The organism is Paracoccus sp. NFXS7 (assembly GCF_040148865.1).
Classification (GTDB): Bacteria; Pseudomonadota; Alphaproteobacteria; order Rhodobacterales; family Rhodobacteraceae; genus Paracoccus; species Paracoccus marcusii.
This window is the reverse complement of record NZ_JAKEKV010000007.1, coordinates 178968-204701: the sequence shown is the minus strand read 5'-3', so window position 1 is coordinate 204701 and position 25734 is coordinate 178968. Positions and strand designations below refer to the sequence as shown.

The following is a 25734-nucleotide window of genomic DNA, read 5'->3' as shown; positions in this document are numbered from 1 at the left end:
CGATGACCCGCGCCCCCGGCTTCTGGTTCCGCACCCCACCCACCGCCACGGCCCGCCTGCTGGCGCCCCTGGGGGCGGCCTATGCCCGCGCCACGGCCCGCCGCCTGGCGCAGGGTGTGCGGGCGCGGGTCGGCGTGCCGGTCATCTGCGTGGGCAACCTGAACGCGGGCGGGACCGGCAAGACGCCCACGGTGATCCACCTGCAGATGGCGCTGGCCGCGCGCGGGGTGGCGGCGCATGTCGTCTCCAAGGGCTATGGCGGGTCGGCCACGGGGCCGCTGCGCGTGGACGAACGGCGCCACGACGCGGCCCTGACCGGGGACGAGCCGCTGCTGATGGCGGCGTTCGGCCCGGTCTGGGTCGCGGGCGACCGCGTGGCGGGGGCGCGGACCGCGGCGGCCGACGGCGCGCAGGCGATCATCCTGGACGACGGCTTCCAGGACCCGGCCTTGGCGCATGACTTGGGCATCGTCGTGGTGGACGCGGCCAAGGGGTTCGGCAACGGGCTGTGCATCCCCGCAGGTCCGCTGCGCGAGCCGGTGGCCGTGGGGCTGGCGCGGGCCGACCTGCTGCTTTCCATCGGACCGGATGCGGCGCAGGCGGGGTTTGCCCCGCCCCCCGGCGCGCCGGTACATCTGCGCGGTCAGCTGGCACCGTTGCAGATGGGGTTCGACTGGCGCGGCCACCGGGTGCTGGCCTTTGCCGGCATCGGCCACCCCGAGAAGTTCTTTGCCACCTTGACGGGCTTGGGCGCCCAGATCGTCCGGGCCGAGGCGCTGGACGACCATCAGCCCTTCACCCCGGCGCTGTTGACCCGGCTGGAGACCGAGGCCCGGCTGGTCGGCGCGCAGCTGGTCACCACCGAAAAGGACGCGGCCCGCCTGCCCCGTCCTTTCCGCCCCAAGGTGATGGCGCTGCCCGTGCGGCTGGCCCTGGCTGACGACGCGCCGCTGACGGCCGCGCTGGACCGGCTGTTTGAAATCGCGCCCGCGATGCCGATATAAGGGCGAACGATGCCCGAAAGGATCACCATGTCGCCCACTGCCAAAAGCCGGCTGAGCTTTTACCTGCTGCTGCTGCTGACGCTGTACGCGGCCCTGGCTGGCGCGGGCTGAGGGGGCATCATGTCGCAACGTTTCGGCGGGCGCTTTTCGCCCGACGCGCAGCCGGGGACGCGCCCGGGCGCATCCCTGCCCCCCACCCCCCGCCACCCGCACGAGGGTCGGCCCAAGTGGATCACCCTGGCGGCGACGCCCTTCCTGCTGGGGGCGTTCTTCCAGGGGGCCACGGGGATGGTCACCGACCTTGCAGCCTTCGGCCTGGTTGCCAGCGGCATGGTCCTGACGCGCGAGGGGCTGGTCGCGCAGGCGACCTATGCCGCGCGTCGCGTGGCCAAGCGCCCGGCCATTCCGCGCAAGCTGTTCGGCGGCGTGCTGGCAGGGATCGGTCTGGGCCTGGGGGCCGCCGAACCGGGGGTCTGGGCCGAGGCCGGGTTGATCGGCATGGCCGGTCTGGCCCTGCACCAGCTGTCCTTCGGCCTGGACCCGTGGCGCGACAAGACCGCGGCGGGCGTGGACAGCTTTCAGCAGGATCGCGCACAGCGCATGATCGACGAGGCCGAGGGCCATCTGGACCAGATGCGCGACGCGATCGCCCGCAGCGGCGACCGCCGGCTGGTGGCGCGCGTCGCGATGTTCGACGCATCCGTGCGGCACCTGTTCGACCGGGTGCGCGACAATCCCGCCGGGCTGGCATCCGCGCGGCGCTATCTGGGCGTCTACCTGATGGGCGCGCGCGACGCGACGATCCGCTTTGCCGACCTCTATGCGCGGACGCAGGACCAGAAGGCGAGGCGCGACTATGAGGTGTTCCTGGACGATCTGGAAAAGGACTTCATCGCCCGCGCCGACCGGCTGATGGACGGCGACCGCGATGCGCTGGATGTCGAGATGTCGGTCCTGCGCGACCGGTTGGCCCGCGAGGGGCTGACCGGCGCCGCGACGCGCGTCGACCCCGCCGAACGCCCCGCCCTGCAAAGCGCCGAGGCGCAGACGCTGGACGATCTGCTGCGCACCCCGTTCCCGGGACAGAAGGTCCCGCGCGACTGATGCCCCGCTTTGCCCTGCAGGTCGAATATGACGGCGCGCCCTTTGCCGGATGGCAGGCGCAGGCCGACCAGCCCAGCGTCCAGGGCGCGATCGAAGCCGCGCTGGCGCGGCTGGACCCCGGGTTCGCCACCCGCCGCATCGCCGCCGCCGGGCGCACCGATGCGGGCGTGCATGCCACCGGACAGGTGGCCCATGCCGACCTGGATCGCGAATGGGACCCCTTCCGCCTGTCCGAGGCACTGAACTGGCACCTGAAGCCCGCGCCCGTCGCCATCCTGCGGGCGGCGCGGGTGCCGGATGATTTCCACGCCCGGTTCTCGGCCGTGGAGCGGCGCTATCTGTTCCGGCTGGTGGCGCGGCGGGCGCCGCTGACGCATGGGCGCGGACAGGTGTGGCAGGTGCTGAACCCGCTGGACGTGGATGCGATGCGGGCGGGCGCGGCGCATCTGGTCGGGCATCACGACTTTACCACGTTCCGGTCGTCGATCTGTCAGGCGAAAAGCCCGGTGAAGTCGCTGGACGAGATCAGGATCGAGGTCGCAGACATCCCGCAGGGATACGAATACCGCTTTCACCTGCGCGCGCGATCCTTCCTGCACAACCAGGTCCGGTCCATCGTGGGGACGCTGGAACGGGTCGGCGCGGGATCATGGGCGCCGGAACGGGTGGGACAGGCGCTGGCGGCGCGCGACCGGGCGGCCTGCGGGCCGGTCTGTCCGCCCCACGGCCTGTACCTGACCGGGGTGGGCTATCCCTGCGACCCCTTCGACGGGCCGATCGGCAGGTAGGACTGACCGCGACGGCGACGGCGCGGGCGTTCGTCGCGGCGCGAGATCACGATCTTGAGCGTGTTCCACAGGATCCACAGGTCCAGCCGCAGGCTGCGATGGCGCTGATAGATCAGGTCGATCTTCAGCTTGGCCGGCAGGCAGCGGCGGTAATAGGCCATCTCGGTCGCCTCGGCCGACTTGCAGCGGGCCAGGATGCGGTCCTCGTGGCGGTGATAGATCAGCGTGGCCAGCCCGGTGACGCCGGGGCGCGAATGCAGCACCTGGGCATAGACGGCGGGAAAGCGTTCGACATATTCGCGCAATGGCGGGCGGGGTCCGACAAAGCTCATGTCGCCGCGCAGGATGTTGAACAGCTGCGGAAGCTCGTCGATGCGCGACCGGCGCAGGAAGCGGCCCATCGGCGTGATGCGCCACGCCTTGTGCGCGCCGGTGGCCCCGAAATCGTCCTCCTCGCACAGCATGGTGCGGAATTTCCACTGCGTGAAGGGCTGGTTCGGGGCGCGCATGCGGTGCGCGGCATAAAGGATCGGCCGGCCCTGCAGCAGCAACAGCAATCCCGCGACCGTCAGCATCACGACCGACAGCGGCACCAGCAGGATCAGCACCAGGATCAGGTCGAACGCGCGCTTGGAGACCGGCATGGGATTGACGCCGGGAGCCCGCGCCTCGCCGATGAACCATGCCATCCGGGGCGCGCTGAGCGGTCCCAGATGCGCGGCATCGGCCTTTTCCCAATCATGGTGGATCGTCACGACACCGTCCGCATTGCACATTTCACGCCAGTCAACCTCATCGCGACTAGCACGACATGCAAGCATTGGAAACGGGTGCGGCGCTTTCCTGCGCACTGACTTGCGCGGGCATGGCACTTCGGCCACTGTCGGGGCGAAAGAGGCGGAGGCCCGGCGACACGATGCGGAAATTTCTGGTCCTTCTGGACGACAGCAGGGAATGCCTGAACGCGATGCGCTTCGCCGCGATGCGCGCGGCCAAGTCCCAGGGGGCGGCGGTCGTGATCCTGTCGGTCATTCCCGCCGAGGAGATCCAGCACGGATTCGGCGTGGCCGACGTGATGCGCGCCGAGGCCCGCGAGCGGATCGAGGCGCATTTCGAGGTCTTTGCCAAATGGATGCGGTCGCGCCCCGGGGTCGAGCCGGAGCTGGTCATCCGCGAGGGCGACACCGCCGAGGAGCTGCTGGCCCAGATCACCGAGGACGGAGAGATCGGCGTGGTCGTGCTGGGCCTGTCCTCGGACAAGAGCAGCACCAACCCGGTCCTGACGCGGCTGATGCGCGATCCGACCGCCCTGCCCTGCGCCATTTCGCTGGTGCCCGGCGATCTGTCCAAGGAGCGGCTGGAGGCCATCACCTGAGAGCCCCGGCGGCTTGACCCAAGCGCCCCGGATCGCCATATCGGGATCAAAGGAGCGCCCCCATGTTCATCCAGACCGAGACGACGCCGAACCCCGCAACGCTGAAATTCCTGCCCGGAGAGACGGTGCTGGGCAGCGGCACGGCCGATTTCCCGACCCCCGAGACCGGGGCCGCATCGCCCCTGGCGCGGCGAATCTTTGCGGTGGACGGCGTGACCGGCGTGTTTCTGGGCCGTGATTTCGTGACCGTCACCAAGGCCGACCAGGTGCCGTGGGATCACCTGAAGCCGTCCGTCCTGGGCGCGATCATGGAGCATTTTCAGTCGGGCGCCCCGGCGATCGAGGGCGCGGCGGCGGACACGGGCGGCCATGTCGCCCATGAGGCCGGCCCGGACGCCGAGATCGTGGTGCAGATCAAGGAACTGCTGGATACGCGCGTCCGCCCGGCGGTTGCGCAGGACGGCGGCGACATCACCTTCCACGGTTTTGATCGCGGCATCGTCTATCTGCACATGCAGGGGGCCTGCGCGGGCTGCCCGTCCTCGACCCTGACGCTGAAGATGGGGATCGAGAACCTGCTGCGTCATTACATCCCCGAGGTCGTCGAGGTCAGGCCCGTTGCCTGACCGGATCACCTCCGATCCAGTGGTCCTGGGATTCGATACATCGGCCGCGCATTGCGCGGCCGCTTTGCTGCGCGGCGATGCGGTCTTGGCGGCGGTCCATGAGGACATGACCAAGGGCCAGGCGGAGCGCCTGATGCCGATGCTGGAGGAGATGCTGGCCGGCGCGGGCCTGGGCTGGGGCGACCTGGACGCGATCGGCGTGGGCACGGGGCCGGGCAACTTCACCGGCATCCGGGTGGCGGTGGCGGCGGCCCGCGGACTGGCCCTGTCCCTGGGCATCCCCGCCATCGGGGTCGAGGCGCCCGAGGCGCTGGCCTGGGGCCTGCCGCGGCCCTGCCGGGTGGTGATCGCGGGGCGGGGCGACATGGTCATCTGGCAGGACTTTGCCGAGGGCGCGGAGGGCCGGCCGCAGCAGACTGCGGCCGGCGCGCTGCCGCCCGGCCCCGCGCAGGCTGCGCCTGCGACAGGAATTGCCGAGGGTGTGGCGCGCCTGGCCGCGGCCCGCGCGCATCTGCCGCAGCCCCGCCCCGCGCCGGTCTATCTGCGGCCGGCGGACGCGGCGCCCGCCCGCGATGCGCCCCCGGTGATCCTGGCGTGACGCCCGAGGATCTGGCCGCGCTGCATGCGCGATGCTTCGACAGCCCGCGCCCCTGGTCGGCCGACGAGTTCGCCAGCCTTCTGGCGGGTCGTGGGACGTTCCTGCTGGAGGCGCCGCACGGTTTCCTGATGGGGCGCGCCATCGCCGGCGAGGCCGAGTTGCTGACCGTGGCCGTGGACCCGCAGGCGCGGCGGGCGGGCACGGGCCGCGCGCTGGTTGCCGCATTCGCGGGCAAAGCGGCGGCGATGGGGGCCGAGGAGGCCTTTCTGGAGGTCGCGCATGACAACCTTGCGGCACGGCGGCTGTATCAGGCCACGGGATGGCTGGAAGCGGGCGTCCGGCGGCGATATTACGGGCCTGCGATGGACGCGATCGTGATGCGTCTGACGCTGCGTGCGACCCAAGAAGGCGGTTGACCGGACCCCGTGCGATGCGCCCTAATCGGGCGATCAGCGGGCCCGTTGAATCGCCCGCGAAAAACAGGATGAGGTTCCTTTATGTCCCTGATGAAATCGCTGCTGGCGGGCTCGGCCCTGGCCGTGCTGTCGACCGGCGCGGCGCTGGCCGATCCGGCGCTGATCTATGACCTGGGCGGCAAGTTCGACAAGTCGTTCAACGAGGCGGCGTTCGGCGGCGCGCAGCGTTGGGTCGAGGAGACCGGCGGCACCTATCGCGAGCTGGAGATGCAGTCCGAGGCGCAGCGCGAGCAGGCGCTCCGCCGCTTGGCCGAGAGCGGATCGAACCCCATCGTCATGACCGGCTTCGCCTTCGGCGACGTGCTGACCAAGGTCGCGGGCGACTATCCGGACACGAAATTCGCCATCATCGACATGGTGGTCGAGGCGCCGAACGTGCAGTCGGTCGTCTTCACCGAGGAGCAGGGCAGCTATCTGGCCGGCGTAATGGCCGGGATGGCGTCCGAATCCGGCACGGTCGGCTTCATCGGCGGCATGGACATCCCGCTGATCCGCAAGTTCGAATGCGGCTTTGCCCAGGGGTTCAAGTCGGTCCAGCCCGAGGGCTCGGTCGTCAGCAACTATACCGGCACGACGCCCGCGGCCTGGAACGACCCGGTCAAGGGCGGTGAGCTGGCGCGCGCGCAGAAGTCGCAGGGTGCCGACGTGATCTATGCGGCCGCGGGCGGCACCGGCATCGGCGTGCTGCAGGCCGCCGCGGACGAGGGCATCCTGGCCATCGGCGTGGACAGCAACCAGAACGCGCTGCATCCGGGCAAGATCCTGACCTCGATGGTCAAGCGCGTGGACAACGCGGTCTTCGACGCCTTCACCGCGGGCACCGACCTGGAGCCGGGCGTCAAGGTCATGGACCTGGCCGCGGGCGGCGTGGACGTCGCCATCGACGAGAACAACGCCGAGCTGGTCACCGCCGAGATGCAGGCCGCCGTGGACGAGGCCAAGGCCGCCATCGCCTCGGGCGAGGTCACGGTGCACGACTTCATGACCGACAACGCCTGCCCGGCCTCGTAATGACCGCCGCAAGCGACATGATGGGGGGGCGGTCGGCGACGGCCGCCCCCGCTGCCATCGAGCTGCGGGGCATCTCGAAGGCGTTCGGGGCGGTTCAGGCGAACCGCGACATCAGCCTGTCGGTGCCGCGCGGCACGATCCACGGCATCATCGGAGAGAACGGCGCGGGCAAGTCGACGCTGATGTCGATCCTCTACGGCTTCTACAAGCCCGACGAGGGCCAGATCCTGGTGGGCGGTCAGCCGATCACCATCAGCGACAGCCAGACCGCGATCCGCGCGGGCATCGGCATGGTGTTCCAGCATTTCAAGCTGGTGCAGAACTTCACCGTGCTGGAGAACATCATCCTGGGCGTCGAGGATGGCGCCCTGCTGCGCCCGTCCCTGTCCAAGGCGCGCGGCGTCCTGAAGCGCCTGGCCGCCGAGTACCAGCTGAACGTGGACCCCGACGAGGTGGTGGAAAACCTTTCCGTCGGGCACCAGCAGCGGGTCGAGATCCTCAAGGCGCTGTATCGCCAGGCCGACATCCTGATCCTGGACGAACCCACCGGCGTGCTGACGCCCGCCGAGGCCGACCATTTGTTCCGCATCCTCAAGGGGCTGCGCGACGAGGGCAAGACGATCATCCTGATCACGCACAAGCTGCGCGAGATCATGGAGATCACCGACAACGTGTCCGTGATGCGCCGCGGCGAGATGGTCGCCTCGGTCCGGACCGCCCAGACCAGCCCCGAACAGCTGGCCGAGCTGATGGTCGGTCGCAAGGTGCTGCTGAACGTGGACAAGCAGCCCGCGCGCCCGCAGGCCCCGGTCCTGGAGGTGCGCGGCCTGACCATGGTCGATGCCGAGGGGGTGGAACGCCTGCGCGGCATCGACCTGGACATCCGCGCCGGAGAGATCCTGGGCATCGCGGGGGTCAGCGGCAACGGCCAGACGCAGCTGCTGGAGATCCTGGGCGGATACCCGGAAAAGGGCGCCAGGGTCACGGGCGACGTGCGCATGAACGGCGCCGCCCTGCCCCTGACCGGGTCGGGCTGCGATGCCGGTCAGCGCCGCCGCGACGGCGTGGGCCACATCCCCGAGGACCGTCAGGTCGAAGGCCTGATCATGGATTTCGCCGCGTGGGAGAACGTGGCCTTCGGCTGGCACGACGCGCCCGAGTTTAACAAGGGCTGGCTGATGGACAACGACGCCATCCGCCGCGACGCCCAGGCCAAGATGGAGCGGTTCGACGTGCGCCCGCGCGACTGCCATCTGGCGGCGCGCAACTTCTCGGGCGGGAACCAGCAGAAGATCGTCGTCGCCCGCGAGATCGAGCGCAATCCCGACCTGCTGCTGATCGGCCAGCCCACGCGCGGCGTCGATATCGGCGCGATCGAGTTCATCCACAAGCAGATCGTGGCGCTGCGTGACGCGGGCAAGGCGATCCTGCTGGTCAGTGTCGAGCTGGACGAGATCCTGGCCCTGTCCGACCGCGTGGCCGTGATGTTCGACGGCCGCATCATGGGCGAACGCCTGCCCGCACAGACCACCACCGGGGAACTGGGCCTGCTGATGGCGGGCATCACCGACACCAGGAACGTCCCCGACGATGCGGGCATCCCGCCGGGAACCGCCCATGACCTGCCGGAGGGACGCGCCTGATGGACAAGATGCCGAAATGGGCGGACGTCATCCTGACGCCGCTGATCTCTCTGGTGCTGGCGATGGGCATTTCCGCGCTGGTGATCCTGGCCATCGGGGAAAGCCCCTGGATGGCGCTGACCACGATGGTCGAAGGGGCGCTCGGCTCCAGCTATGGCTGGGGCTTCACGCTGTATTACGCGACGAACTTCATCTTCACGGGGCTGGCGGTGATGGTCGCCTATCACGCCGCCCTGTTCAACATCGGCGGCGAGGGGCAGGCGGCGATGGGCGGCCTGGGGGTCGCGCTGGTGCTGCTGTTCCTGCCGCTGCCGCATTGGGCGATCGCCCTGCCGGTGGCGATGCTGGGCGCCGCGGCCTTCGGGGCGGCCTGGGCGTTCATCCCCGCGATCCTGCAGGCGAAACGCGGCAGCCACATCGTGATCACCACGATCATGTTCAACTTCATCGCCGCGGCCACGCTGAACTATGTGCTGGTGAACCAGCTGCGCCCGACGGGCAGCATGGACCCGGCCTCCGCCCGCTTCCCCGAGGCCACGAACCTGCCCGCGCTGACCGACATCGCGGCGGGCATGGGCTTTGAATGGGGCCGCAACACGCCGGTCAACGTGACCTTCCTGGTGGCGCTGGCGGCCTGCTTCCTGGTCTGGGTGCTGATCTGGCGCACGCGGCTTGGCTATCAGATCCGCGCCTTCGGCAAGTCCGAACCGGGCGCGGTCTATGCGGGCATCAACCCGGTGCGCATCACCGTCATCGCCATGCTGATCTCAGGCGCGCTGGCGGGGATGATGGCCATCAACAACGTGATGGGCGAATCCGAACGCCTGGTCCTGAACGCGGTCGAGGGTGCGGGATTCATCGGCATCGCGGTCGCGCTGATGGGTCGCAACCACCCCTTGGGCATCCTGCTGGCGGCACTGCTGTTCGGCTTCCTGTATCAGGGTGGCGGAGAGCTGGCGCTGTGGACCACCATCCCGCGTGAGCTGATCATCGTCATCCAGGCCCTGGTGATCCTGTTCACCGGCGCGCTGGACAACATGGTCCGCATGCCGCTGGAACGGTTGTTCCTGACCATGAAACGGACCAGCCGGGGGGCGGTGAAATGAACATCCGCGACTCGCTGATCGCAATGATCGTCCTGGCCATCTGCCTGGTCTGGGCCTTTGCCGACGGCGCCGCCGCCCAGCAGGGCATCGGCAGCGCGCTGCGCCTGATGACGCCGCTGCTGCTGGCCTGCCTGGCGGGGCTTTATTCCGAACGCGCCGGGGTCTTCGACATCGGGCTGGAGGGCAAGATGCTGATGGCAGCCTTCACCGCCGCATCGGTCGCCTACATCACCGGCAGCGCATGGCTGGGCCTGGCCGCGGGCATCGCCGGGTCGCTTGCGCTGTCGCTGATCCATGGCCTCGCCTCGATCACCTTCATGGGCAACCAGCTGATCTCGGGCGTGGCGATCAACTTCCTGGCCTCGGGGCTGACGGTGCTGGTCGGACAGAACGCCTTCGGGCTGGGCGGGCGCACGCCGGCCCTGACCGGTGCGGGGCGGTTCAACCCGATCACCCTGCCCGGCGCCGAGGCGCTGCGCGATGTCCCGGTGCTGGGCCCGATCTATTCAGGGCTGATCTCGGGGCAGACGATCCTGGTCTATGTGGCCTTCGCACTGGTGCCGATCACATGGTGGGTGCTGTACCGCACCCGGTTCGGCCTGCGCCTGCGCGCGGTGGGGGAAAACCCCGCCTCGGTCGATACGGCGGGCGTGTCTGTCACACGTCTGCGCTATACCGCGGTGGCCATCGCAGGGGTGCTGTGCGGCATCGCGGGCGCCTATCTGGCGACCGGCCTGTCGGCGGGCTTCGTCAAGGAGATGACCGCCGGGCGCGGCTTCATCGCGCTGGCAGCGCTGATCTTTGCCAAGTGGCGGCCGTGGCAGGCGCTGTTCGCGACCTTCCTGTTCGGCCTGCTGGAGGCGATCGCCAACCTCTATCCGAACCTGGACCTGGGGATCATCACGGTGCCGTCCATGTTCATGAACGCGCTGCCCTATATCCTGACGGTGGTGATCCTGGCCGGTTTCGTCGGCCGCGCCATCCCGCCCCGCGCCGGAGGAGAGCCCTATGTCAAGGAGCGCTGAGCTGGCCGCCCTGATCCGCGACCGCGCGGGTCAGGAGGCGCCCGAATACGGCCTGATCCTGGGGTCCGGTCTGGGCCATCTGTCCTCCACGGTGGACGGCGTGGCGATCCCCTATGACGACCTGCCGGGCTTTCCCCATGCGGGCGTGTCGGGCCATGTGCCCCAGCTGGTCATCGGCCAGCTGGAGGGGGTGCGGGTCGCGGTCTTCGGGGGGCGGTCGCATTACTATGAATCCGGGCGGGCGGACGCGATGCGTCTGCCGCTGGAGGTGCTGGCGGCCCTGGGATGCGACAAGCTGATCCTGACCAACGCCGCCGGGTCGCTGCGCCCCGACATCCCGACCGGCGGGCTGATGCTGCTGAACGACCACATCGCGTTTGCCGGCACCAACCCCCTGATCGGAGAGGCGACCGACGCGCGCTTTGTGCCCATGACCGACGCGCATGACGCCACGATGCGCGCGGCCCTGCTGGCGGCCGCCGAGGCCGAAGGGGTGGAGCTGCCAGAGGGCGTCTACTGCTGGTTCTCGGGGCCCAGCTTCGAAACCCCGGCCGAGATTCGCGCCGCCCGCACGCTTGGCGCCGATGCCGTGGGCATGTCGACGGTGCCCGAGATCATCCTGGCACGGTTCCTGGGCCTCAGGGCGGCGGCAATCTCGGTCGTCACCAACATGGGGGCGGGGCTGTCCGATGAATCGATCAGCCACGACCACACCAAGGCAATGGCCCCCCTGGGCGCGGCCAAGCTGGAAACCGTGCTGCGCCGTTTCCTGAAGGATCAGGCCAGGTAGCGGGCGAACCAGTCCAGCGTCCGCTGCCACGCCAGTTCCGCGGCCTCAGGGTCGTATCGCGGCGTGGAATCATTGTGGAAGCCGTGGTTGGTGCCCGGATAGACATGCGCCTCATAGGTCTTGCCGGCCTCGGTCAGCGCGGCCTCGTAGGCGGGCCAGGTGGCGTTGACGTTGTCGTCGATCTCGGCGAACTGGAACAGCAGCGGCACCTCGATCTTGGGAACGTCCGCCACGGGGGCCTGCCGGCCATAAAAGGGCACCGACGCGCCCAGTTCCGGATAGGCCACCGCCAGCGCGTTGCACACGCCCCCGCCATAGCAGAAGCCCACCGCGCCGACCTTGCCCGTCGACTGCTCATGCGCCATCAGATGTTCGGCCCCCGCAAAGAAATCGTTCATCAGCAGGGTCGGATCGACCTCGGCCTGCAGGGCGCGCCCCTCCTCGTCATTGCCGGGATAGCCGCCCTTGGAGGTCAGCCCGTCCGGCGCCAGCGCCAGATAGCCCGCCTTGGCCAGGCGCCGCGCGACATCCTCGATGTAGGGGTTCAGGCCGCGGTTCTCGTGGATCACCAGCACCGCGGGCCAGGGCCCCTCGCCCGCCGGGGCCACATGATAGGCACGAACCTCGCCATGCCCCTCGGGCGACGGATAGGTCACGTATTCGGGCAGGATGTCGGGGTCGGTAAAGCTGACCTGCTGTGCCAGCGCATAGTTCGGCCGCAGCATGTTCAACAGCGCCAGCGCCGTGACGCCGCCGACCGCGAACTTGCCAGCCCGGTCCAGGAACTGCCGCTTGGTGATGCGGCCGTGGGCATAGAAATCGTACAGCTCCAGCAGTTCCTGCGGGAAATCCTTGGCACTCATCCGGGTCATCGCGCTCTCCTGACATGGGGTCGCAGTCAGACTAGGCCAGCCCGCCCCCCTGCCCGATCACAAATCGGCGACCGCCCTGCGCGCGGGGCCCGCATCCGCCGTCCGCGACGAACCGCCCGCGGTCATCCGGGCCAGCCCCGCCTCGACCAATCCGGTGGCGGCGTCCAGGTCGGACAGGTCGTCCAGTGCGACGATCTGTCCGCGCCCGTCGTCATGACGCGACCGGTGCTTGTCATAGCGGGGGTCGTAATGATCGCGCAGCAACCCCTCGGACAGATGCTGCCACCGGCCCTGGGCCAGCGCCTGCCGCCAGCCCTCGACACGCTCGGCGGGGTGCAGGGGGGCCATCAGGTCCAATATCGCGGCAACGCGCGCGGGATCGTCGACCATGTCGCGATAGGTCGCGGCGGTAAACGCCGCGCGCGCGGCGACCGGCACCTGCATCTGCAGGCGGGGCGCGGCGCAGATCGCCTGCCACATTGCCTTGGGGACGGTGATCTGGCCGATGCGGCTGCTCTCGGCCTCGATCAGCAGGGGGCGGGCGGGATCCAGACGCTCCAGCGCGACGGCCAGGCGTCCTTCGAACATTTTCTGGCTGGGCTGGCCCTCGGGGTGGCCGCCGAACAGGCTGCCGCGATGGTTGGCCAGCCCCTCCAGGTCGATCACCTGATGGCCGCGCTGCGCCAGCCGCTGCAGGATAGCGGTCTTGGCGCTGCCCGTGTTGCCGTCCAGCACGATCACCGGGGCCGCGATCGGACCGTTCTGCACCCGGTCCACGACCAGCGACCGCCATGCCTTGTAGCCGCCCTGAACCCGCGCCACGCGCCAGCCGATCTGGCTCAGGATCGTGCCGAAGCTGCCCGAGCGCTGCCCACCGCGCCAGCAATAGACCAGCGGCTGCCACGCGCCGCCCCGATCGGCCAGCGGCCCCTGCAGGTGTCGCGCCGCATTGGCCGCGACCAGCGCCGCGCCCAGCTTGCGGGCGTCAAAGGGTGACACCTGCTTGTAGATCGTGCCCACGCGGGCGCGTTCCGCATCCGACAGGACCGGCAGGTTGATCGCTCCGGGCAGGTGATCCTCGGCGTATTCCGCCGGGGCGCGGACATCGATGATGTCGTCGAACCCGGCCAGAACCGGGTCCGCCGCGCTGGCAAGCGTCAGATCCAAGATCAGAAGACGTAGACGGGCGTGCCGATGGGCACCTGGTCGAACAGGCTCATCACGGCCTCGTTGCGCATGCGCAGGCAGCCGTTGGAGACCGCCCGCCCGATCGATCCGGGATCGGTCGTGCCATGGATGCGGATGGCGGTGTCGTTGCCCCGGTCGTCATACAGGTACAGCGCCCGCGCCCCTAGGGGGTTCTGCGGACCGCCGGGCATGCCGTCGGCGTATTTGGCATAGGCGCCGGGGTTGCGTTCGATCATGTCGTCGGTCGGGCGCCAGCTGGGCCATTCGACCTTGCGGCCGATCGTGGCCTTGCCCTTCCAGACCAGTTCGGCCGTGCCGACGGCGACGCCGTAGCGGACCGCCTTGCCCGGTGCGACCACGTGATACAGGAAGAAATCGCGGCTGACGACGACGATGCTGCCGGTCTCGAAATCGTCCCGGATCTCGACCTCGATGGGGGCATAGGGATCGACCGCCGCCTCCTGGGCGCCGGCCAGCGTCGGGGCCAGGGCGGGTGCGGCCACCAGCAGGGCGGCCAGAGAGATCATCTGACGACGGTTCATGGCGCAGTTCCAATCGGTTTGCTTTTCCCCCGGATACAGCGAAACGCCCCCGGCCCGCAACTCACGAGGCCGTTCGGCCGCCTCGCGGCCTTGACCGCGCGTCCCCCGCGCCACATCTGTCACCCATGACACAAGCCGCAGCCCCGATCCCCGCCGATGGCCTGCCCGTCACCCGCCTGGCCATCCAGGGCATGAGCTGCGCGGCCTGTTCGGGACGCGTGGGCCGCGTGCTGTCGGCCCGCCCCGACGTGGCGGATGCGCAGGTGAACCTGGCCACGCACCGCGCCCAGGTCAGCCACGATCCCGCCCTGACCCCGCAGGCCTTGGCGCAAATCGTGACGGATCTGGGCTATCCCGCGACCGTCATCGCCGACCGCGCGCCACCACCCCCGGACGAGGCCCCGGCCCTGCGCCGCGCGGCCCTGACCGCCGCCGCCCTGACCCTGCCCGTCGCGGTGGTCGAGATGGGCGGCCATCTGGTCCCGGCCTTCCACCACTGGCTGCATGCGCTGGTTCCCATGCGCGCGTTGTGGGTCGTGCAGATGATCCTGACGCTGGCGGTGCTGGCAGGACCGGGGCGGCGGTTCTTCGGCACGGGGCTTGCCGCCCTGCGCCGCGGCGCCCCCGAGATGAACAGCCTGGTGGCGCTTGGCGCGGGCACGGCCTTTGCCTTTTCCGCCGTCGTGACCCTGGCCCCCGGCCTGGTCCCCGCCGCCTCGCGCCAGGTGTGGTTCGAGGCCGCGGCGGTGATCGTCACCCTGATCCTGACCGGCCGCTGGCTGGAGGCGCGCGCCAAGGGCCAGGCCGGCGCCGCGATCCGCGCACTGCTGGCCCTGACGCCCGATCACGCGACGGCGCTGCGGGACGGGCATCCGGTGCGTGTCGCGGTGGCCGACCTGCAGCCGGGCAATCTGGTGCAGCTGGCACCCGGCGAACGCATCGCGCTGGACGGCGTGCTGACCGAAGGCGCGGGCCATGTCGACGAATCCATGCTGACGGGCGAACCCGTCCCGGTGCTGCGCGCGCCCGGCGACACGGTGACCGGCGGCACGGTCAACGGCGCGGCCGCGCTGACCTATCGCGTCACGGCCACGGGGCCGGACACCGTGCTGTCGCGGATCGTGGCCCTGGTCGAAGAGGCGCAGGCCGCCCGCCTGCCGGTGCAGGCGCTGGTCGACCGGGTCACGCGGATCTTCGTTCCGGTGGTGATGGGCCTGGCGGTGCTGGCCTTTGCGCTGTGGCTGACCTTTGGTCCCGACCTTGCGCATGCGGTCGTGGCGGCGGTGTCGGTGCTGATTATCGCCTGCCCCTGCGCGATGGGCCTGGCGGTGCCGATGTCGATCATGGTGGGCAGCGGGCGCGGCGCGCGGCTTGGCATCCTGTTCCGCCAGGGCGATGCCCTGCAGAAACTGGCGGGCGCGCGGGTGGTGGCCTTTGACAAGACCGGGACGCTGACGCAAGGCCGCCCCCGCGTGACGCAGATCTGGACCCACGGCATCGACCGCGACGCGGCCCTGCGCCTGACCGCCACGGCCGAGGCCCGATCCGAACACCCCCTGGGCCGCGCGATCCTGGCCGAGGCAGGCGGCATGACGCTGCCCCCGGCGCAATCGGTGACCGCCCTGCCCGGACGCGGCCTGACCGCCACGGTCGAGGGGCGGTCGCTGCTGATCGGCAACGCCTCCGCGCTGCAGGCGGCGGGCATCGTGCCGGACGCCGCCCTGATCCGCCATGCCGATGCCGCATCGACCGATGGCACGACCCCGGTGCACCTGGCCGCCGACGGCCGCCACGTGGCGACATTCGCGCTGGCCGATCCCGAACGCCCGGAATCCGCCGCGGCCATCGCCGCCCTGCGCGACATGGGTCTGCGGACCCAGATGCTGTCGGGCGACCTGCCCGCCACGGCGCAGGCCATGGGCGCGCGGCTTGGCATCGACCGGGCGCAGGGCGGGCTGACCCCCGACGACAAGCTGACCGCGATCCGCGCGATGGGGCCGGGCACCGTCTTCGTAGGTGACGGCATCAACGATGCGCCGGCGCTGGCCGCCGCCGACACGGGCATCGCCATCGGCACCGGGACCGACATCGCCATCGAGGCCGCCGATGCGGTCCTGATGGCGGGCGATCCGCAGGGCGTCGCCCGCGCGATCCGCCTGTCGCGCGCCGTGATGCGCAACATCCGCCAGAACCTGTTCTGGGCATTCGCCTACAATGCCGCGCTGATCCCGGTTGCCATGGGCGCGCTGGTGCCCTTTGGTGGGCCGCAACTGTCGCCCATGCTGGGGGCCGGCGCGATGGCGCTGTCCTCTGTCTTCGTGGTGACCAATGCCCTGCGCCTGAGGACTGCCGCATGATCCTGACCCGCCGCCACCTGTTGACCGCCGCCGCCGCCGCCACGCTGGTCCGCCCCGCCCAGGCACAGGCGCTGCCGCGCATCCTGTGCTTTGGCGACAGCCTGACCGCCGGTTTCGGCCTGGGCCCGACCGAGGGGCTGGTCCCGCAGCTGTCGGCCTGGCTGGCCGATGCAGGGCGCCCGGCGGACCTGATCGATGCGGGGCTGTCGGGGGACACGACCTATGGCGGCCGCGTGCGGATCGAGCTGTCGATGCGCCGCCACCGCCCCGATGCCGTCATGGTCGAGCTGGGCGGCAACGACATGCTGCGCCGCTGGCAGCCCGCCGATGCCGAGGCGAACCTGGACGCGATCCTGCAGACCGCGGGCAGCGGCGGGCGGCCCCTGCTGCTGGTCGGCATCCACGCCCCGGCGGGCCAGCCCGACTGGCGCCGCGCCTGGAGCGGGATCTGGCCGCGTTTGGCCGAACGCCACGGCGCGCTGCTGCTGCAGGATCTGTATGCGCCGCTGGCACAGGTGCCCGCGACCGACAGGGCGCCGCTGCTGCTGCGGGACGGGGTTCACCCGTCTGCCCAGGGCGTGACGCTGATCGTCCGGCACCTGGGTCCGGTGGCCGCCCAACTGGTCGAACGGGCGGCCTGAGGCCCTCAGTGGCCCTGATGGTCGCCGTGGTCGTGATCGGCGGGGGCGGCATCCTCGCGCTGGTTGTCGACGACGACCTGCACCTCCTCGGTGCCGCAATCGCCGAAATCCATCGACAGGGTCAGCGTGTCGCCATCGGCCAGCGGTTCGGCCAGGCCCAGCATCATGATGTGGTCGCCGCCGCGGTTCAGGGCGTGGGTCTGACCGGCGGCGACGGCGATCCCGTCCTCGATCCGGGTCATCTTCATGACGCCGCCTTCCTCGACATGGGTGTGCAGCTCGACCCGCTCGGCCGCGTCGGACGACACGCCCTGCAGGGTGCAGGCGACCTGACGGTGGTTTTCCAGCTGCATGAAGACCGCGCCCACCTTGGGGTTGGTGCTGCGCGCATAGGCGTCGTTGGCGTGCATGCCGTCATGGGCAAGGGCGGCCACCGGGGACAGCACCGCGACGGCGGCCAGGATCGACAGTTTCATTCGGCAAGGTCCTTGGATGGGGCCGGGGCGCGCACAGGCCGCACCGCACGGGCCGGGGGTTCCGAACATGCAAAAGCCCCGCCGGAACGGCAGGGCCATGCATCATCCGACGATCATCGGATCAGGCGGTCGCGGCAGCCGATTCGGCCTTGACCAGGTCGCGCTTGATCTTCTGGGCGCGGTCCGACAGCTCGGTGTCCTTGGCTTTGGCCAGGAAGGCGTCCAGGCCGCCACGGTGATCGACCGAACGCAGCGCCGCGGCCGAGATGCGCAGCGAGTAGCCGCGGCCCAGCTTTTCGGACAGCAGCGTGACCTCGTTCAGGTTCGGCAGGAACCGGCGACGGGTCTTGTTGTTGGCATGGCTGACATTGTTACCGCTCATCGGGCCTTTGCCGGTCAGTTCGCAGACGCGCGACATGGTGTGTTCCTTCGTCTCAGCTGTGCGGGCGGGGGGTCCGTCCCAATGTGAAAAGGCGCCGCGAGGCAGCGCCCGGAATTCCGTTCGCGGGTGGCTACCGCATGAGGGGCGCGTCGTCAAGCCTTGTCAGGTGATTCCATAGCCGCGCTCCAGCGCGATCAGGCGCTCCTTGCGCCACAGGCCGCCCGCATATCCGGTCATGGTGCCATCTGTGCCGATGACCCGGTGACAGGGCACGACCAGCGCCAGCCGGTTCGCCCCATTGGCCGCCGCGACCGCGCGGACGGCGGTCGGATGGCCGATGGCCGCGGCAAGCTGCGCATAGCTGCGCGTTCGGCCCGCGGGAATCGCCTGCAGTTCCTGCCAGACGCGGGTCTGGAACGGCGTGCCGCGCAGGCGCACCGGCAGGTCCAGCCGCCCGTCGCTGCCCGCGAAGAACCGGGCCAAAGCGGCCTCGGCCCGGTCGGTCACCGCGGTGCGGCCCAGCCCGATCCGCCCCCCCACCATCACCGACAGCCGCCGCAGCCCCTGGGACAGCGCCTTGCGGTCGGTGAATTCCAGCAGGTGCAGGGCGTCGTCATCGGCGATGGCGATCATCCCGCCCAGGGGCGTATCGATCCAGTCCGCGCGCAGGTCCGCGGCCCCCCGCATCTGGTGCGGCGCATGCCCGAACAGGCGTGCAAAGGCCTGCCGGAACCCCGATGCCGAATCGAACCCCGCGTCCAGCTGTGCGTCGATCATCCTGCCTCCTTGCGTCAATGTGGTCAGGCCCGCGCGCAGTCGTGCCGCGCGCGCCAGCTGCAGAAAGCTGGTGCCCAGATGCTGGCGGAACAGCCGCCGCACGGTCGAGGGGTCATGGCCCAGGGCGGTCAGGTCCGCCTCGGACCAGCGGCGGGCGGGGTCGGCGGCCAGCGCCGCGCCCAACGTGGCGACCAGCGGCGGCACCTGCCCTTCGGGACGGCAGCGCAGGCAAGGGCGAAACCCCGCGGCCCGCGCGGCGGCGGCATCCGCGAACCAGCGGCAGTTGTCGCGCCGCGGCTTGCGCGCCGGGCAGCTCAGCCGGCAAAAGATCCCGGTCGAGGTGACGCCGACCAGCGCCCGCCCGTCATATCCCGGATCGCGCGCCAGCAGCGCGGCATACAGATCGTCATGGTCCGGCATCGCCCCCTCCTGTGCGGACCGGTCTAGCCGATTCGCGGACAGGGCGCGGCGCGTTTTCGGGCATTTCATCGCGGCTGCCGCAACCAGTCCAGCATCTGGCGCGCCGCCTCGACCGGGGGCAGCGCGCCTTGGGTGACACGGGCGCCCAGATCACCGATGCGCACGCGGGCGTCCGGGGCGTCCAGCTGCGCCAGCAGCCCGCCCTGCAGTTCGGCCATGAACCAGTCGCGCGCCTGTTCGGCCCGGATGCGGTCGAAATGACCGGCCTCGCGGCGCCAGTCGGCCAGATGGCGCATGCAGGACCAGGCTTCGGGCAGGCCCGCGCCGGTGGTCGCGCTGACCGGCATGGCCTTGGGAAAGCCGTCGGGGTCCTGCGGGCGCTTGCGCAGCAGGCGCAGCGCGCCCGCGTAATCGGCCACCGTCCGGCGCGCGGGTGGCAGCAGGTCGCCGTCGGCCTTGTTCACCAGGATCAGGTCGGCCATCTCCATGATGCCGCGCTTGACCCCCTGCAATTCGTCGCCGCCCGCAGGCGCCAGCAGCAGGATGAACAGGTCCGACATCTGTGCGACCAGGGTTTCGGACTGGCCGACGCCCACCGTCTCGATCAGGACCACGTCATGGCCCGCGGCCTCGCACAGGCGGATCGCCTCGCGCGTGCGGCGGGCGACGCCGCCCAGATGTGCGCTGGAGGGGCTGGGCCGGACATAGGCGCGCGGGTTGCGCGACAGAAGCTCCATCCGCGTCTTGTCCCCCAGGATCGAACCGCCCGACCGGGTCGAGGACGGATCGACCGCCAGCACCGCGACGCGCAGCCCCTGTTCGGTCAGCATCGTGCCGAACGCCTCGATGAAGGTCGACTTGCCCACCCCCGGCGTGCCTGACAGGCCGATGCGCAGGGCCGTGCTGTCGGGCAGCGCCGCGATCAGGCGGCCTGCGCGGTCGCGATGGTCGGGGCGGGTCGATTCCACCAGGGTGATCGCGCGCGACAGCGCCCGCCGATCGCCCCGCAGCAAGGGTGTCAGAAGATCGTCCGTCGTCATCGCCGCCTTGTCCCGCTTTGCGCGAGACACTGGACCAGGCAACGCCGGGGGGCAACCCCGTCGACCTTGTGCCATGGGCCGGCAAGGCGTAATCTGGCGCCATCCCGCGTGGAGGTCCCGTCATGCCCATCCTGTCCCGCCGCACCGTCCTGATGGGCGCCGCGGCCGTGATGCTGCCCCTGGGGGTGCGGGCTGCGCCGCCGTCGGGCTGGCGGCTGATGATGGTCGAATCGCCCGCCTGCCACCATTGCCGCGCCTGGCATGCCCAGATCGGGCCGGGCTATGCGGCCTCGGCCGCGGGGCGGGCTGCGCCGATCCTGCATGTCGACGTGGATGGCCCCTATCCCGATGGGCTGGCACTGGCACGACGACCTTGGATCACGCCCACCTTCGTGCTGCTGTCGGACGGATCCGAGGCGGGCCGGATCGAGGGTTATGTCGGCCAGCGCTATTTCTATCCCGTGCTGGAGGAGATGATGCGCGGTGCGGGACTGACACTGGGCGCGTGATATTCCCGCGGTGGCGGCGCGCCGGGCTTTCTGTCGCTGTCGGCATGCGCTAGTCAGGCACCCAGACAATTTGCGAAGGTGCCGCCATGCATGACATCCGTGCGATCCGTGACAATCCCGATGCCTTCGAGGCGGCGCTGAACCGCCGCGGGCTGACCGGCCTGACCGCGCAGATCCTGTCGTTGGACGAGGCCCGCCGCGGTCGCATCGCCGCCGCCGAGACCGCGCAGGCTGACCAGAACAAGGCCAGCAAGGACGTGGGCGCAGCCAAGGCGCGGGGCGACGACGCCGAGTTCGAGCGTCTGCGCGCGCTGGTCGCCACGACCAAGGCCGACATCGCCCGCATGCAGGCAGAGGCCGCCGATCTGGACGCGCAGCTGCGCGACCTACTGCTGGGCATTCCGAACCTGCCGCTGGACCGTGTCCCCGAGGGCCGGGACGAGGACGACAATGTCGAGCTGCGCCGGTGGGGCACGCCTGCGGCCCTGGACTTTGCCCCGGTCGAGCATTTCCAGATCCCCGGCGTCGTGCCGGGCATGGATTTCCAGACCGGCGCCAAGCTGTCCGGCAGCCGCTTCGTCGTGCTGAAGGGGGCGGTCGCGCGCATCCATCGCGCACTGGCGCAGTTCATGGTCGACCTGCATGTCGACCAGCACGGGCTGGAGGAGACCTGGACCCCCGTCCTGGTGCTGGAACAGATGATGCTGGGCACCGGCCAGCTGCCCAAGTTCGGAGAAGACAGCTATCTGACCCGCGAAGGGTACTGGCTGATCCCCACATCCGAGGTGACGCTGACGAACACCGTGAACGGCGACCTGCTGGACCAGGCCGCCCTGCCCCGCCGCATGGTCGCGCACAGCCAGTGCTTCCGATCCGAGGCAGGCAGCGCGGGCCGCGACACCACCGGCATGCTGCGCCAGCACCAGTTCGAGAAGGTCGAGATGGTGTCGATCACCGACGCCGATACCGGTCTGGCCGAACATGACCGCATGACCCGCTGCGCCGAGGCCGTGCTGGAGGCGCTGGAGCTGCCCTATCGCACGATGATCCTGTGCACCGGCGACATGGGCGCGGGCGCGCGCATCACCCACGACCTGGAGGTCTGGCTGCCCGGACAGGACCGCTATCGCGAGATCAGCAGCGTCAGCTATTGCGGCGACTATCAGGGACGGCGGATGAACGCGCGCTATCGCCCGGCAGGCGGGGGCAAGCCGGAATTCGTGCACACCCTGAACGGGTCCGGCCTGGCCGTCGGGCGCGCGCTGATCGCGGTGCTGGAAAACGGCCAGCAGGCCGACGGATCGGTCCGCCTGCCCGCGGTCCTGCACCCCTATCTGAAGGGCGCGACCACGCTGACTGGCCAGGGATCGCTGGCCTGACACCCCGATTGCGGACGGCGCGAAACTGCCGCAGGCCGGCGCGCGTTGGCCTGCATGACACGGATCGGTTCAGTCTTGCATCTGGTGGTCGCCGCGATCTTCGTCATCTGCGGCGTGATCTTCGCGATGCAGCCCGATGCGCGCATCATCACGGACGCGGCGCGTCTGGCGGCGCCGCTGCTGCCGCCCGTCGCGCCGACCAGCATCGCCATTCCCCACCTGTACCTGAACCCCGACAACCTGTTGATGTGGATGCTGCTGATCGCCGTCTGGATGATGGTGATGCTGGATGCCGTCGGACAGTGGATCGACCCGTCTGATGACGAGCCGATCCGCGCGGGCCGACCGCGCGTGTGGCCGATGCTGCTGGGGGCGCTGGTCCTGGCATCGGTCTGGCCACTGCTGATCGACAATCCGGGCGTGCTGACCCTGGCCTCCGTGGCCGGGGCCGTCGCCGCGACGGTGGGCGCCCGGCGCGCGGCGGGTCGGCATCGCCCCGCAATCGGCTTTCTGGCCGGATGGGCCACTGCCCTGGCCTCGGCCGCGCTGGCGGAGCTGACCGCCGTGCAGTTCGGCCTGTCCGCACAGATCGTGTCGGCCGTGGCGATCCTGCCCGCCGCGGCCCTCGGCATGGCCGCGCAGATGTGGATCGGCCCAAGCGTGGGCTATTCCGTGGCGCTGATCTGGGCATTCTGCGGGCTGGCCATCTCGACCATGGGCAGCGATCCCATGATCGCGCTGGCCGCGATCATCGGGATCAGCGCGATGGCCACGGTGCTGATCCGCGCGGCCAGCTGAGCCGGGTCAGCTGCCCTTGGGTTTCTGGCGATGCTTGTGCTTGGACAGCGCACCAGACTGCACGATCTTGGTAGCCTTGGCCTTGTAGGGGTTCTCGCCGCCCTGATCGCGGAAGAACAGGCGGATCGGCGTGCCGGGCATGTCGAAATCGGTCCGCAGCCCATTGATCAGATACCGCTGATAGCTGGTGGGGATCTGGTCGGTATGTGTCGATTTCACGATGAACGCAGGCGGACGCGTCTTGACCTGCGTCATGTAGCGCAGGCGGATGCGGCGGCCGCCGGGGGCCGGGGGCGGATGGCTTTCGGTCATCGCACCCAGCCACTGGTTCAGGCGGGCGGTCGGCACGCGGCGGTTCCAGACCTCATGCGCCTTGATGACGGCGTTGTGCAGGCGGTCCAGCCCCTTGCCGGTCTTGGCCGACACGGTGATCAGCGGCGCGCCACGCAGCTGCGGCAGCAGCTTTTCGAAACTGGCGCGCATCTCGTTCAGCTTGTGGGACTTGTCGTCCTCTGTGTCCCACTTGTTCACGGCGATGACGACGGCGCGGCCCTCGGTCTCGGCGAAATCGGCAATGCGCAGATCCTGGGTCTCGAAGGGGATCTCGACGTCCAGCAGGACGACGACGACCTCGGCAAAGCGCACGGCCCGCAGGCCGTCGGCCACCGAGAGCTTCTCCAGCTTCTCGGTCACGCGGGCGCGCTTGCGCATGCCGGCCGTGTCGAAGATGCGCATGGGCGTGCCCATGAAGTTCGTGGTCACGCTGATCGAATCGCGGGTGATCCCGGCCTCGGGGCCGGTCAGTAGGCGGTCCTGCCCCAGGATCTTGTTGATCAGCGTCGACTTGCCCGCATTGGGGCGGCCGATCACGGCGATCTGCAGGGGACGGGCCTCGGACGGGCGCCAGTCCTCGGAACCCTCGCCCGATTCGGCGTCCTCCTCGGACAGGTCCAGGTCTGTCACGGCCTCGATCGGGGCGGGACGCTCGGCCTCGATCCGGTCGGCCAGGGGCATCAGCACGCCATAAAGGTCGTCCATCCCCTCGCCATGCTCGGCCGAGATGCGCAGGGGCTCGCCCAGGCCAAGGGCATAGGCCTCCATGGCCCCCGCCTCTCCGGCGCGGCCCTCGGACTTATTGGCGGCGACGATGACGTGCTTGGCGCGGCGGCGCAGGATCTCGGCGAAATACTCGTCGGCCGCGGTGATGCCGATGCGCGCGTCGACGACGAACAGGCAGATGTCGGCCTCGTCAACGGCGCGTTCGGTCAGGCGGCGCATGCGCCCCTGAAGGCTGTCATCCTCGGCCATCTCCAGGCCCGCGCTGTCGATCACGACAAAGCGCAGGTCGCCAAGGCGGCCCGCGCCCTCGCGGATGTCGCGGGTCACGCCGGGCTGGTCATCGACCAGCGCAAGTTTCTTGCCAACCAGGCGGTTGAACAGGGTGGACTTGCCCACATTGGGCCGCCCGACGATCGCAAGGGTGAATGTCATCTGAACGCATGCAACTGGCCGTTGCGCGCAACGACGTAAAGGGTTTGACCGGCGACCACCGGGGCCGATGCCGCCCCACCGGGGATCGCCACCTGACCGACCAGCGCGCCGGAGGCGGGATCGAAGCTGCGCAACATGCCATCGCTGGAGGCGATATGCAACCGCCCCCCGGCCAGCACGGGACCGTAATGCGCGTGGACCGCATCCTGACGCCGCACGCGCTGCGTGGTGTAATACGGCAGGGGCTGGCGCCAGACGACGCCGCCCGTCGCCGCATCCAGCCGGACCAGCTGGGCCTGGTCGTTCACGGCAAAGACCGACCCGCCCGCGACGACGACCGGGCTGTTGGCGCCCTCGTCCGCGGTCCAGTCGTTCAGGCCGGTCGACAGCTCGACCGCGCTGATGCGCCCGGAAGAGGTGCCCGAATAGACGCGCCCGCCCGCGATCACCGGATCGCCGGTCACGTCACGGACCACCGCGATGGCGCGTCCGGGACGGGTGCCCGCGATCTGCGACGTCCAGTTGGTCAGGCCCGACTGGCGGTCCACCGCCACGATCTGCCCCGACGAGAACGGGAACACCACCGTGTCGCCCTGCACGGCCGGGACCGACACGCCCATGACGCCCGACCCCGACGGCGTGCCCGCCGCCTGCCACAGCACGCGCCCGTCGCTGGCGCGCACGGCCCAGCCCACGGCGTTCCGGGCCGCGACATAGACCACGCCGTCCTGCACGGCCGGGCCGCCGCCGATAGAGGCCTCGACCCGCTGGCGCCAAAGCACGGCGCCGCTGGCCGCGTCCAGCGCGACCAGTTCGCCGAAACCGGTGGTGACGAAGACGCGACCGCCCTCATAGGCCAGACCTCCGCCCGAGGCGCTGTCGACATTCTCCAGCGCGGGCGTCACGTCGGTGGACCAGGCGCGCCCGCCGTTCAGCGCGGTCGCGGTGACGCGGGCGCGGCTGTCCAGGGTGAAGACCCGGCCCGCCGCCACGACGGGGTCGGCGGTAATGCGGTGACGACGGGTTTCGCCCTGGCCGATCGATGCGGACCACAGGGCCGTGCCGCCCGCGCCCAGGGCCAGATGGCCCGGCGCATGGGCGGCGTTGCCGCCGCGATGGGTCCATTCGCCGTTGGTGACCGGGGCGGACAGGGACAGCGCGGTGCCGGTGATGCCCGCCGCACCCTCGACCGCGGGACCGTCGGCCGAGATGACGGCCAGGGGGTCCAGGCGCTCTCCGGGCAGGATGATTTCGCGGTCGCCGCAGCCGGCAAGTCCCAGTCCGGCGGCCATCGCCAAGGTCAGTCGCAGCATGGC

General features: G+C 70.2%; 27 protein-coding genes. 17 read left to right on the top strand and 10 right to left on the bottom strand.

Annotated elements, in window-relative coordinates:
• Positions 1-2 precede the first annotated feature (2 nt).
• From lpxK to truA, 3 genes are all read left to right on the top strand, one after another.
• A complete protein-coding gene (gene lpxK / locus LZ686_RS13300; protein ID WP_349548133.1) occupies positions 3-1004 on the top strand; it encodes a tetraacyldisaccharide 4'-kinase in 1002 nt (333 codons plus the stop codon).
• Between the two features lie 120 nt (positions 1005-1124).
• Positions 1125-2108, top strand: coding sequence for a 5-bromo-4-chloroindolyl phosphate hydrolysis family protein (locus LZ686_RS13295; protein WP_295165561.1), 984 nt, complete (start codon positions 1125-1127; stop codon positions 2106-2108).
• A complete protein-coding gene (gene truA, locus LZ686_RS13290; protein WP_349548103.1) occupies positions 2108-2896 on the top strand; it encodes a tRNA pseudouridine(38-40) synthase TruA in 789 nt (262 codons plus the stop codon). Before LZ686_RS13295 ends, truA begins: the two co-directional genes overlap by 1 nt.
• On the opposite strand, the gene LZ686_RS13285 is transcribed toward truA, so the two are convergent.
• On the bottom strand, positions 2857-3651 hold the full coding sequence (locus LZ686_RS13285; RefSeq protein ID WP_084693897.1) for a sugar transferase: 795 nt from the start codon (positions 3649-3651) through the stop codon (positions 2857-2859). The two genes, truA and LZ686_RS13285, sit on opposite strands and share 40 nt — an antisense overlap.
• A 161-nt stretch (positions 3652-3812) precedes the next feature.
• Here LZ686_RS13285 and LZ686_RS13280 point away from each other — a divergent pair, with 161 nt between their 5' ends.
• The 9 genes from LZ686_RS13280 (at position 3813) to LZ686_RS13240 (ending at position 11546) form a co-directional block, all read left to right on the top strand.
• Positions 3813-4271 (top strand): universal stress protein, encoded by a 459-nt coding sequence (locus tag LZ686_RS13280; RefSeq protein ID WP_042250295.1) that lies wholly within the window; start codon positions 3813-3815, stop codon positions 4269-4271.
• Positions 4272-4333: 62 nt separating this feature from the next.
• The gene (locus tag LZ686_RS13275; protein WP_046001314.1) at positions 4334-4897 is read left to right on the top strand and encodes a NifU family protein; all 564 of its coding nucleotides are present in this window, start codon (positions 4334-4336) and stop codon (positions 4895-4897) included.
• On the top strand, positions 4890-5495 hold the full coding sequence (gene tsaB / locus LZ686_RS13270; RefSeq protein ID WP_349548102.1) for a tRNA (adenosine(37)-N6)-threonylcarbamoyltransferase complex dimerization subunit type 1 TsaB: 606 nt from the start codon (positions 4890-4892) through the stop codon (positions 5493-5495). The genes LZ686_RS13275 and tsaB overlap by 8 nt, the downstream gene beginning before the upstream one ends.
• Positions 5492-5911 (top strand): GNAT family N-acetyltransferase, encoded by a 420-nt coding sequence (locus LZ686_RS13265; RefSeq protein WP_349548101.1) that lies wholly within the window; start codon positions 5492-5494, stop codon positions 5909-5911. The genes tsaB and LZ686_RS13265 overlap by 4 nt, the downstream gene beginning before the upstream one ends.
• 81 nt (positions 5912-5992) lie before the next feature.
• On the top strand, positions 5993-6982 hold the full coding sequence (locus LZ686_RS13260) for a BMP family lipoprotein (protein WP_349548100.1): 990 nt from the start codon (positions 5993-5995) through the stop codon (positions 6980-6982).
• On the top strand, positions 6982-8625 hold the full coding sequence (locus LZ686_RS13255; RefSeq protein WP_349548099.1) for an ABC transporter ATP-binding protein: 1644 nt from the start codon (positions 6982-6984) through the stop codon (positions 8623-8625). The genes LZ686_RS13260 and LZ686_RS13255 overlap by 1 nt, the downstream gene beginning before the upstream one ends.
• Positions 8625-9731 (top strand): ABC transporter permease, encoded by a 1107-nt coding sequence (locus LZ686_RS13250; RefSeq protein ID WP_349548098.1) that lies wholly within the window; start codon positions 8625-8627, stop codon positions 9729-9731. Before LZ686_RS13255 ends, LZ686_RS13250 begins: the two co-directional genes overlap by 1 nt.
• Complete coding sequence (locus LZ686_RS13245; RefSeq protein ID WP_349548097.1) at positions 9728-10756, top strand: ABC transporter permease; 1029 nt, start codon at positions 9728-9730, stop codon at positions 10754-10756. The genes LZ686_RS13250 and LZ686_RS13245 overlap by 4 nt, the downstream gene beginning before the upstream one ends.
• A complete protein-coding gene (locus LZ686_RS13240; RefSeq protein WP_349548096.1) occupies positions 10740-11546 on the top strand; it encodes a purine-nucleoside phosphorylase in 807 nt (268 codons plus the stop codon). The genes LZ686_RS13245 and LZ686_RS13240 overlap by 17 nt, the downstream gene beginning before the upstream one ends.
• Here the strand turns inward: LZ686_RS13240 and yghX are convergent.
• From yghX to LZ686_RS13225, 3 genes are read right to left on the bottom strand one after another with little or no spacing between them, the layout of a single operon-like run.
• On the bottom strand, positions 11534-12418 hold the full coding sequence (gene yghX, locus LZ686_RS13235; protein ID WP_349548095.1) for a YghX family hydrolase: 885 nt from the start codon (positions 12416-12418) through the stop codon (positions 11534-11536). The two genes, LZ686_RS13240 and yghX, sit on opposite strands and share 13 nt — an antisense overlap.
• Before the next feature lie 57 nt (positions 12419-12475).
• Positions 12476-13585, bottom strand: coding sequence for a tRNA 2-selenouridine(34) synthase MnmH (gene mnmH, locus LZ686_RS13230; protein WP_349548094.1), 1110 nt, complete (start codon positions 13583-13585; stop codon positions 12476-12478).
• Positions 13586-13587: 2 nt separating this feature from the next.
• Positions 13588-14148 (bottom strand): L,D-transpeptidase, encoded by a 561-nt coding sequence (locus LZ686_RS13225; protein WP_046001308.1) that lies wholly within the window; start codon positions 14146-14148, stop codon positions 13588-13590.
• Between the two features lie 125 nt (positions 14149-14273).
• Here LZ686_RS13225 and LZ686_RS13220 point away from each other — a divergent pair, with 125 nt between their 5' ends.
• Both LZ686_RS13220 and LZ686_RS13215 read left to right on the top strand, forming a co-directional pair.
• The gene (locus tag LZ686_RS13220; RefSeq protein ID WP_349548093.1) at positions 14274-16505 is read left to right on the top strand and encodes a heavy metal translocating P-type ATPase; all 2232 of its coding nucleotides are present in this window, start codon (positions 14274-14276) and stop codon (positions 16503-16505) included.
• Entirely contained in the window at positions 16502-17146 is a 645-nt protein-coding gene (locus LZ686_RS13215) for an arylesterase (protein WP_217845407.1), read from the top strand. The genes LZ686_RS13220 and LZ686_RS13215 overlap by 4 nt, the downstream gene beginning before the upstream one ends.
• 5 nt (positions 17147-17151) lie before the next feature.
• Here the strand turns inward: LZ686_RS13215 and LZ686_RS13210 are convergent, their stop codons facing one another.
• The 4 genes from LZ686_RS13210 to meaB all read right to left on the bottom strand — a co-directional run bounded on the left by LZ686_RS13210 (position 17152) and on the right by meaB (position 20241).
• On the bottom strand, positions 17152-17622 hold the full coding sequence (locus LZ686_RS13210; RefSeq protein WP_045984182.1) for a copper chaperone PCu(A)C: 471 nt from the start codon (positions 17620-17622) through the stop codon (positions 17152-17154).
• Between the two features lie 121 nt (positions 17623-17743).
• Positions 17744-18040: a 50S ribosomal protein L28 gene (rpmB, locus tag LZ686_RS13205; RefSeq protein ID WP_046001306.1), complete on the bottom strand. Its 297-nt coding sequence runs from the start codon at positions 18038-18040 to the stop codon at positions 17744-17746.
• A gap of 126 nt (positions 18041-18166) precedes the next feature.
• Positions 18167-19201, bottom strand: coding sequence for a bifunctional transcriptional activator/DNA repair enzyme AdaA (locus LZ686_RS13200; RefSeq protein WP_349548092.1), 1035 nt, complete (start codon positions 19199-19201; stop codon positions 18167-18169).
• A 65-nt stretch (positions 19202-19266) separates the two neighbouring features.
• Complete coding sequence (gene meaB, locus LZ686_RS13195; protein WP_349548091.1) at positions 19267-20241, bottom strand: methylmalonyl Co-A mutase-associated GTPase MeaB; 975 nt, start codon at positions 20239-20241, stop codon at positions 19267-19269.
• Between the two features lie 122 nt (positions 20242-20363).
• On the opposite strand from meaB, the gene LZ686_RS13190 reads away from it, so the two are divergent.
• The 3 genes from LZ686_RS13190 to LZ686_RS13180 all read left to right on the top strand — a co-directional run bounded on the left by LZ686_RS13190 (position 20364) and on the right by LZ686_RS13180 (position 22927).
• Positions 20364-20750 (top strand): hypothetical protein, encoded by a 387-nt coding sequence (locus LZ686_RS13190; RefSeq protein WP_052715326.1) that lies wholly within the window; start codon positions 20364-20366, stop codon positions 20748-20750.
• Between the two features lie 86 nt (positions 20751-20836).
• Positions 20837-22129 carry a serine--tRNA ligase gene (serS, locus tag LZ686_RS13185; RefSeq protein ID WP_349548090.1) on the top strand — a complete coding sequence of 431 codons (1293 nt, stop codon included), beginning with the start codon at positions 20837-20839 and terminating at the stop codon, positions 22127-22129.
• A 54-nt stretch (positions 22130-22183) separates the two neighbouring features.
• On the top strand, positions 22184-22927 hold the full coding sequence (locus LZ686_RS13180; protein WP_127899170.1) for a hypothetical protein: 744 nt from the start codon (positions 22184-22186) through the stop codon (positions 22925-22927).
• A 6-nt stretch (positions 22928-22933) separates the two neighbouring features.
• Here the strand turns inward: LZ686_RS13180 and der are convergent, their stop codons facing one another.
• Both der and LZ686_RS13170 read right to left on the bottom strand, forming a co-directional pair.
• Entirely contained in the window at positions 22934-24418 is a 1485-nt protein-coding gene (der, locus tag LZ686_RS13175) for a ribosome biogenesis GTPase Der (RefSeq protein WP_046001301.1), read from the bottom strand.
• Entirely contained in the window at positions 24415-25731 is a 1317-nt protein-coding gene (locus LZ686_RS13170; protein ID WP_045983618.1) for an outer membrane protein assembly factor BamB family protein, read from the bottom strand. The genes der and LZ686_RS13170 overlap by 4 nt, the downstream gene beginning before the upstream one ends.
• Between the last annotated feature and the right edge of the window lie 3 nt (positions 25732-25734).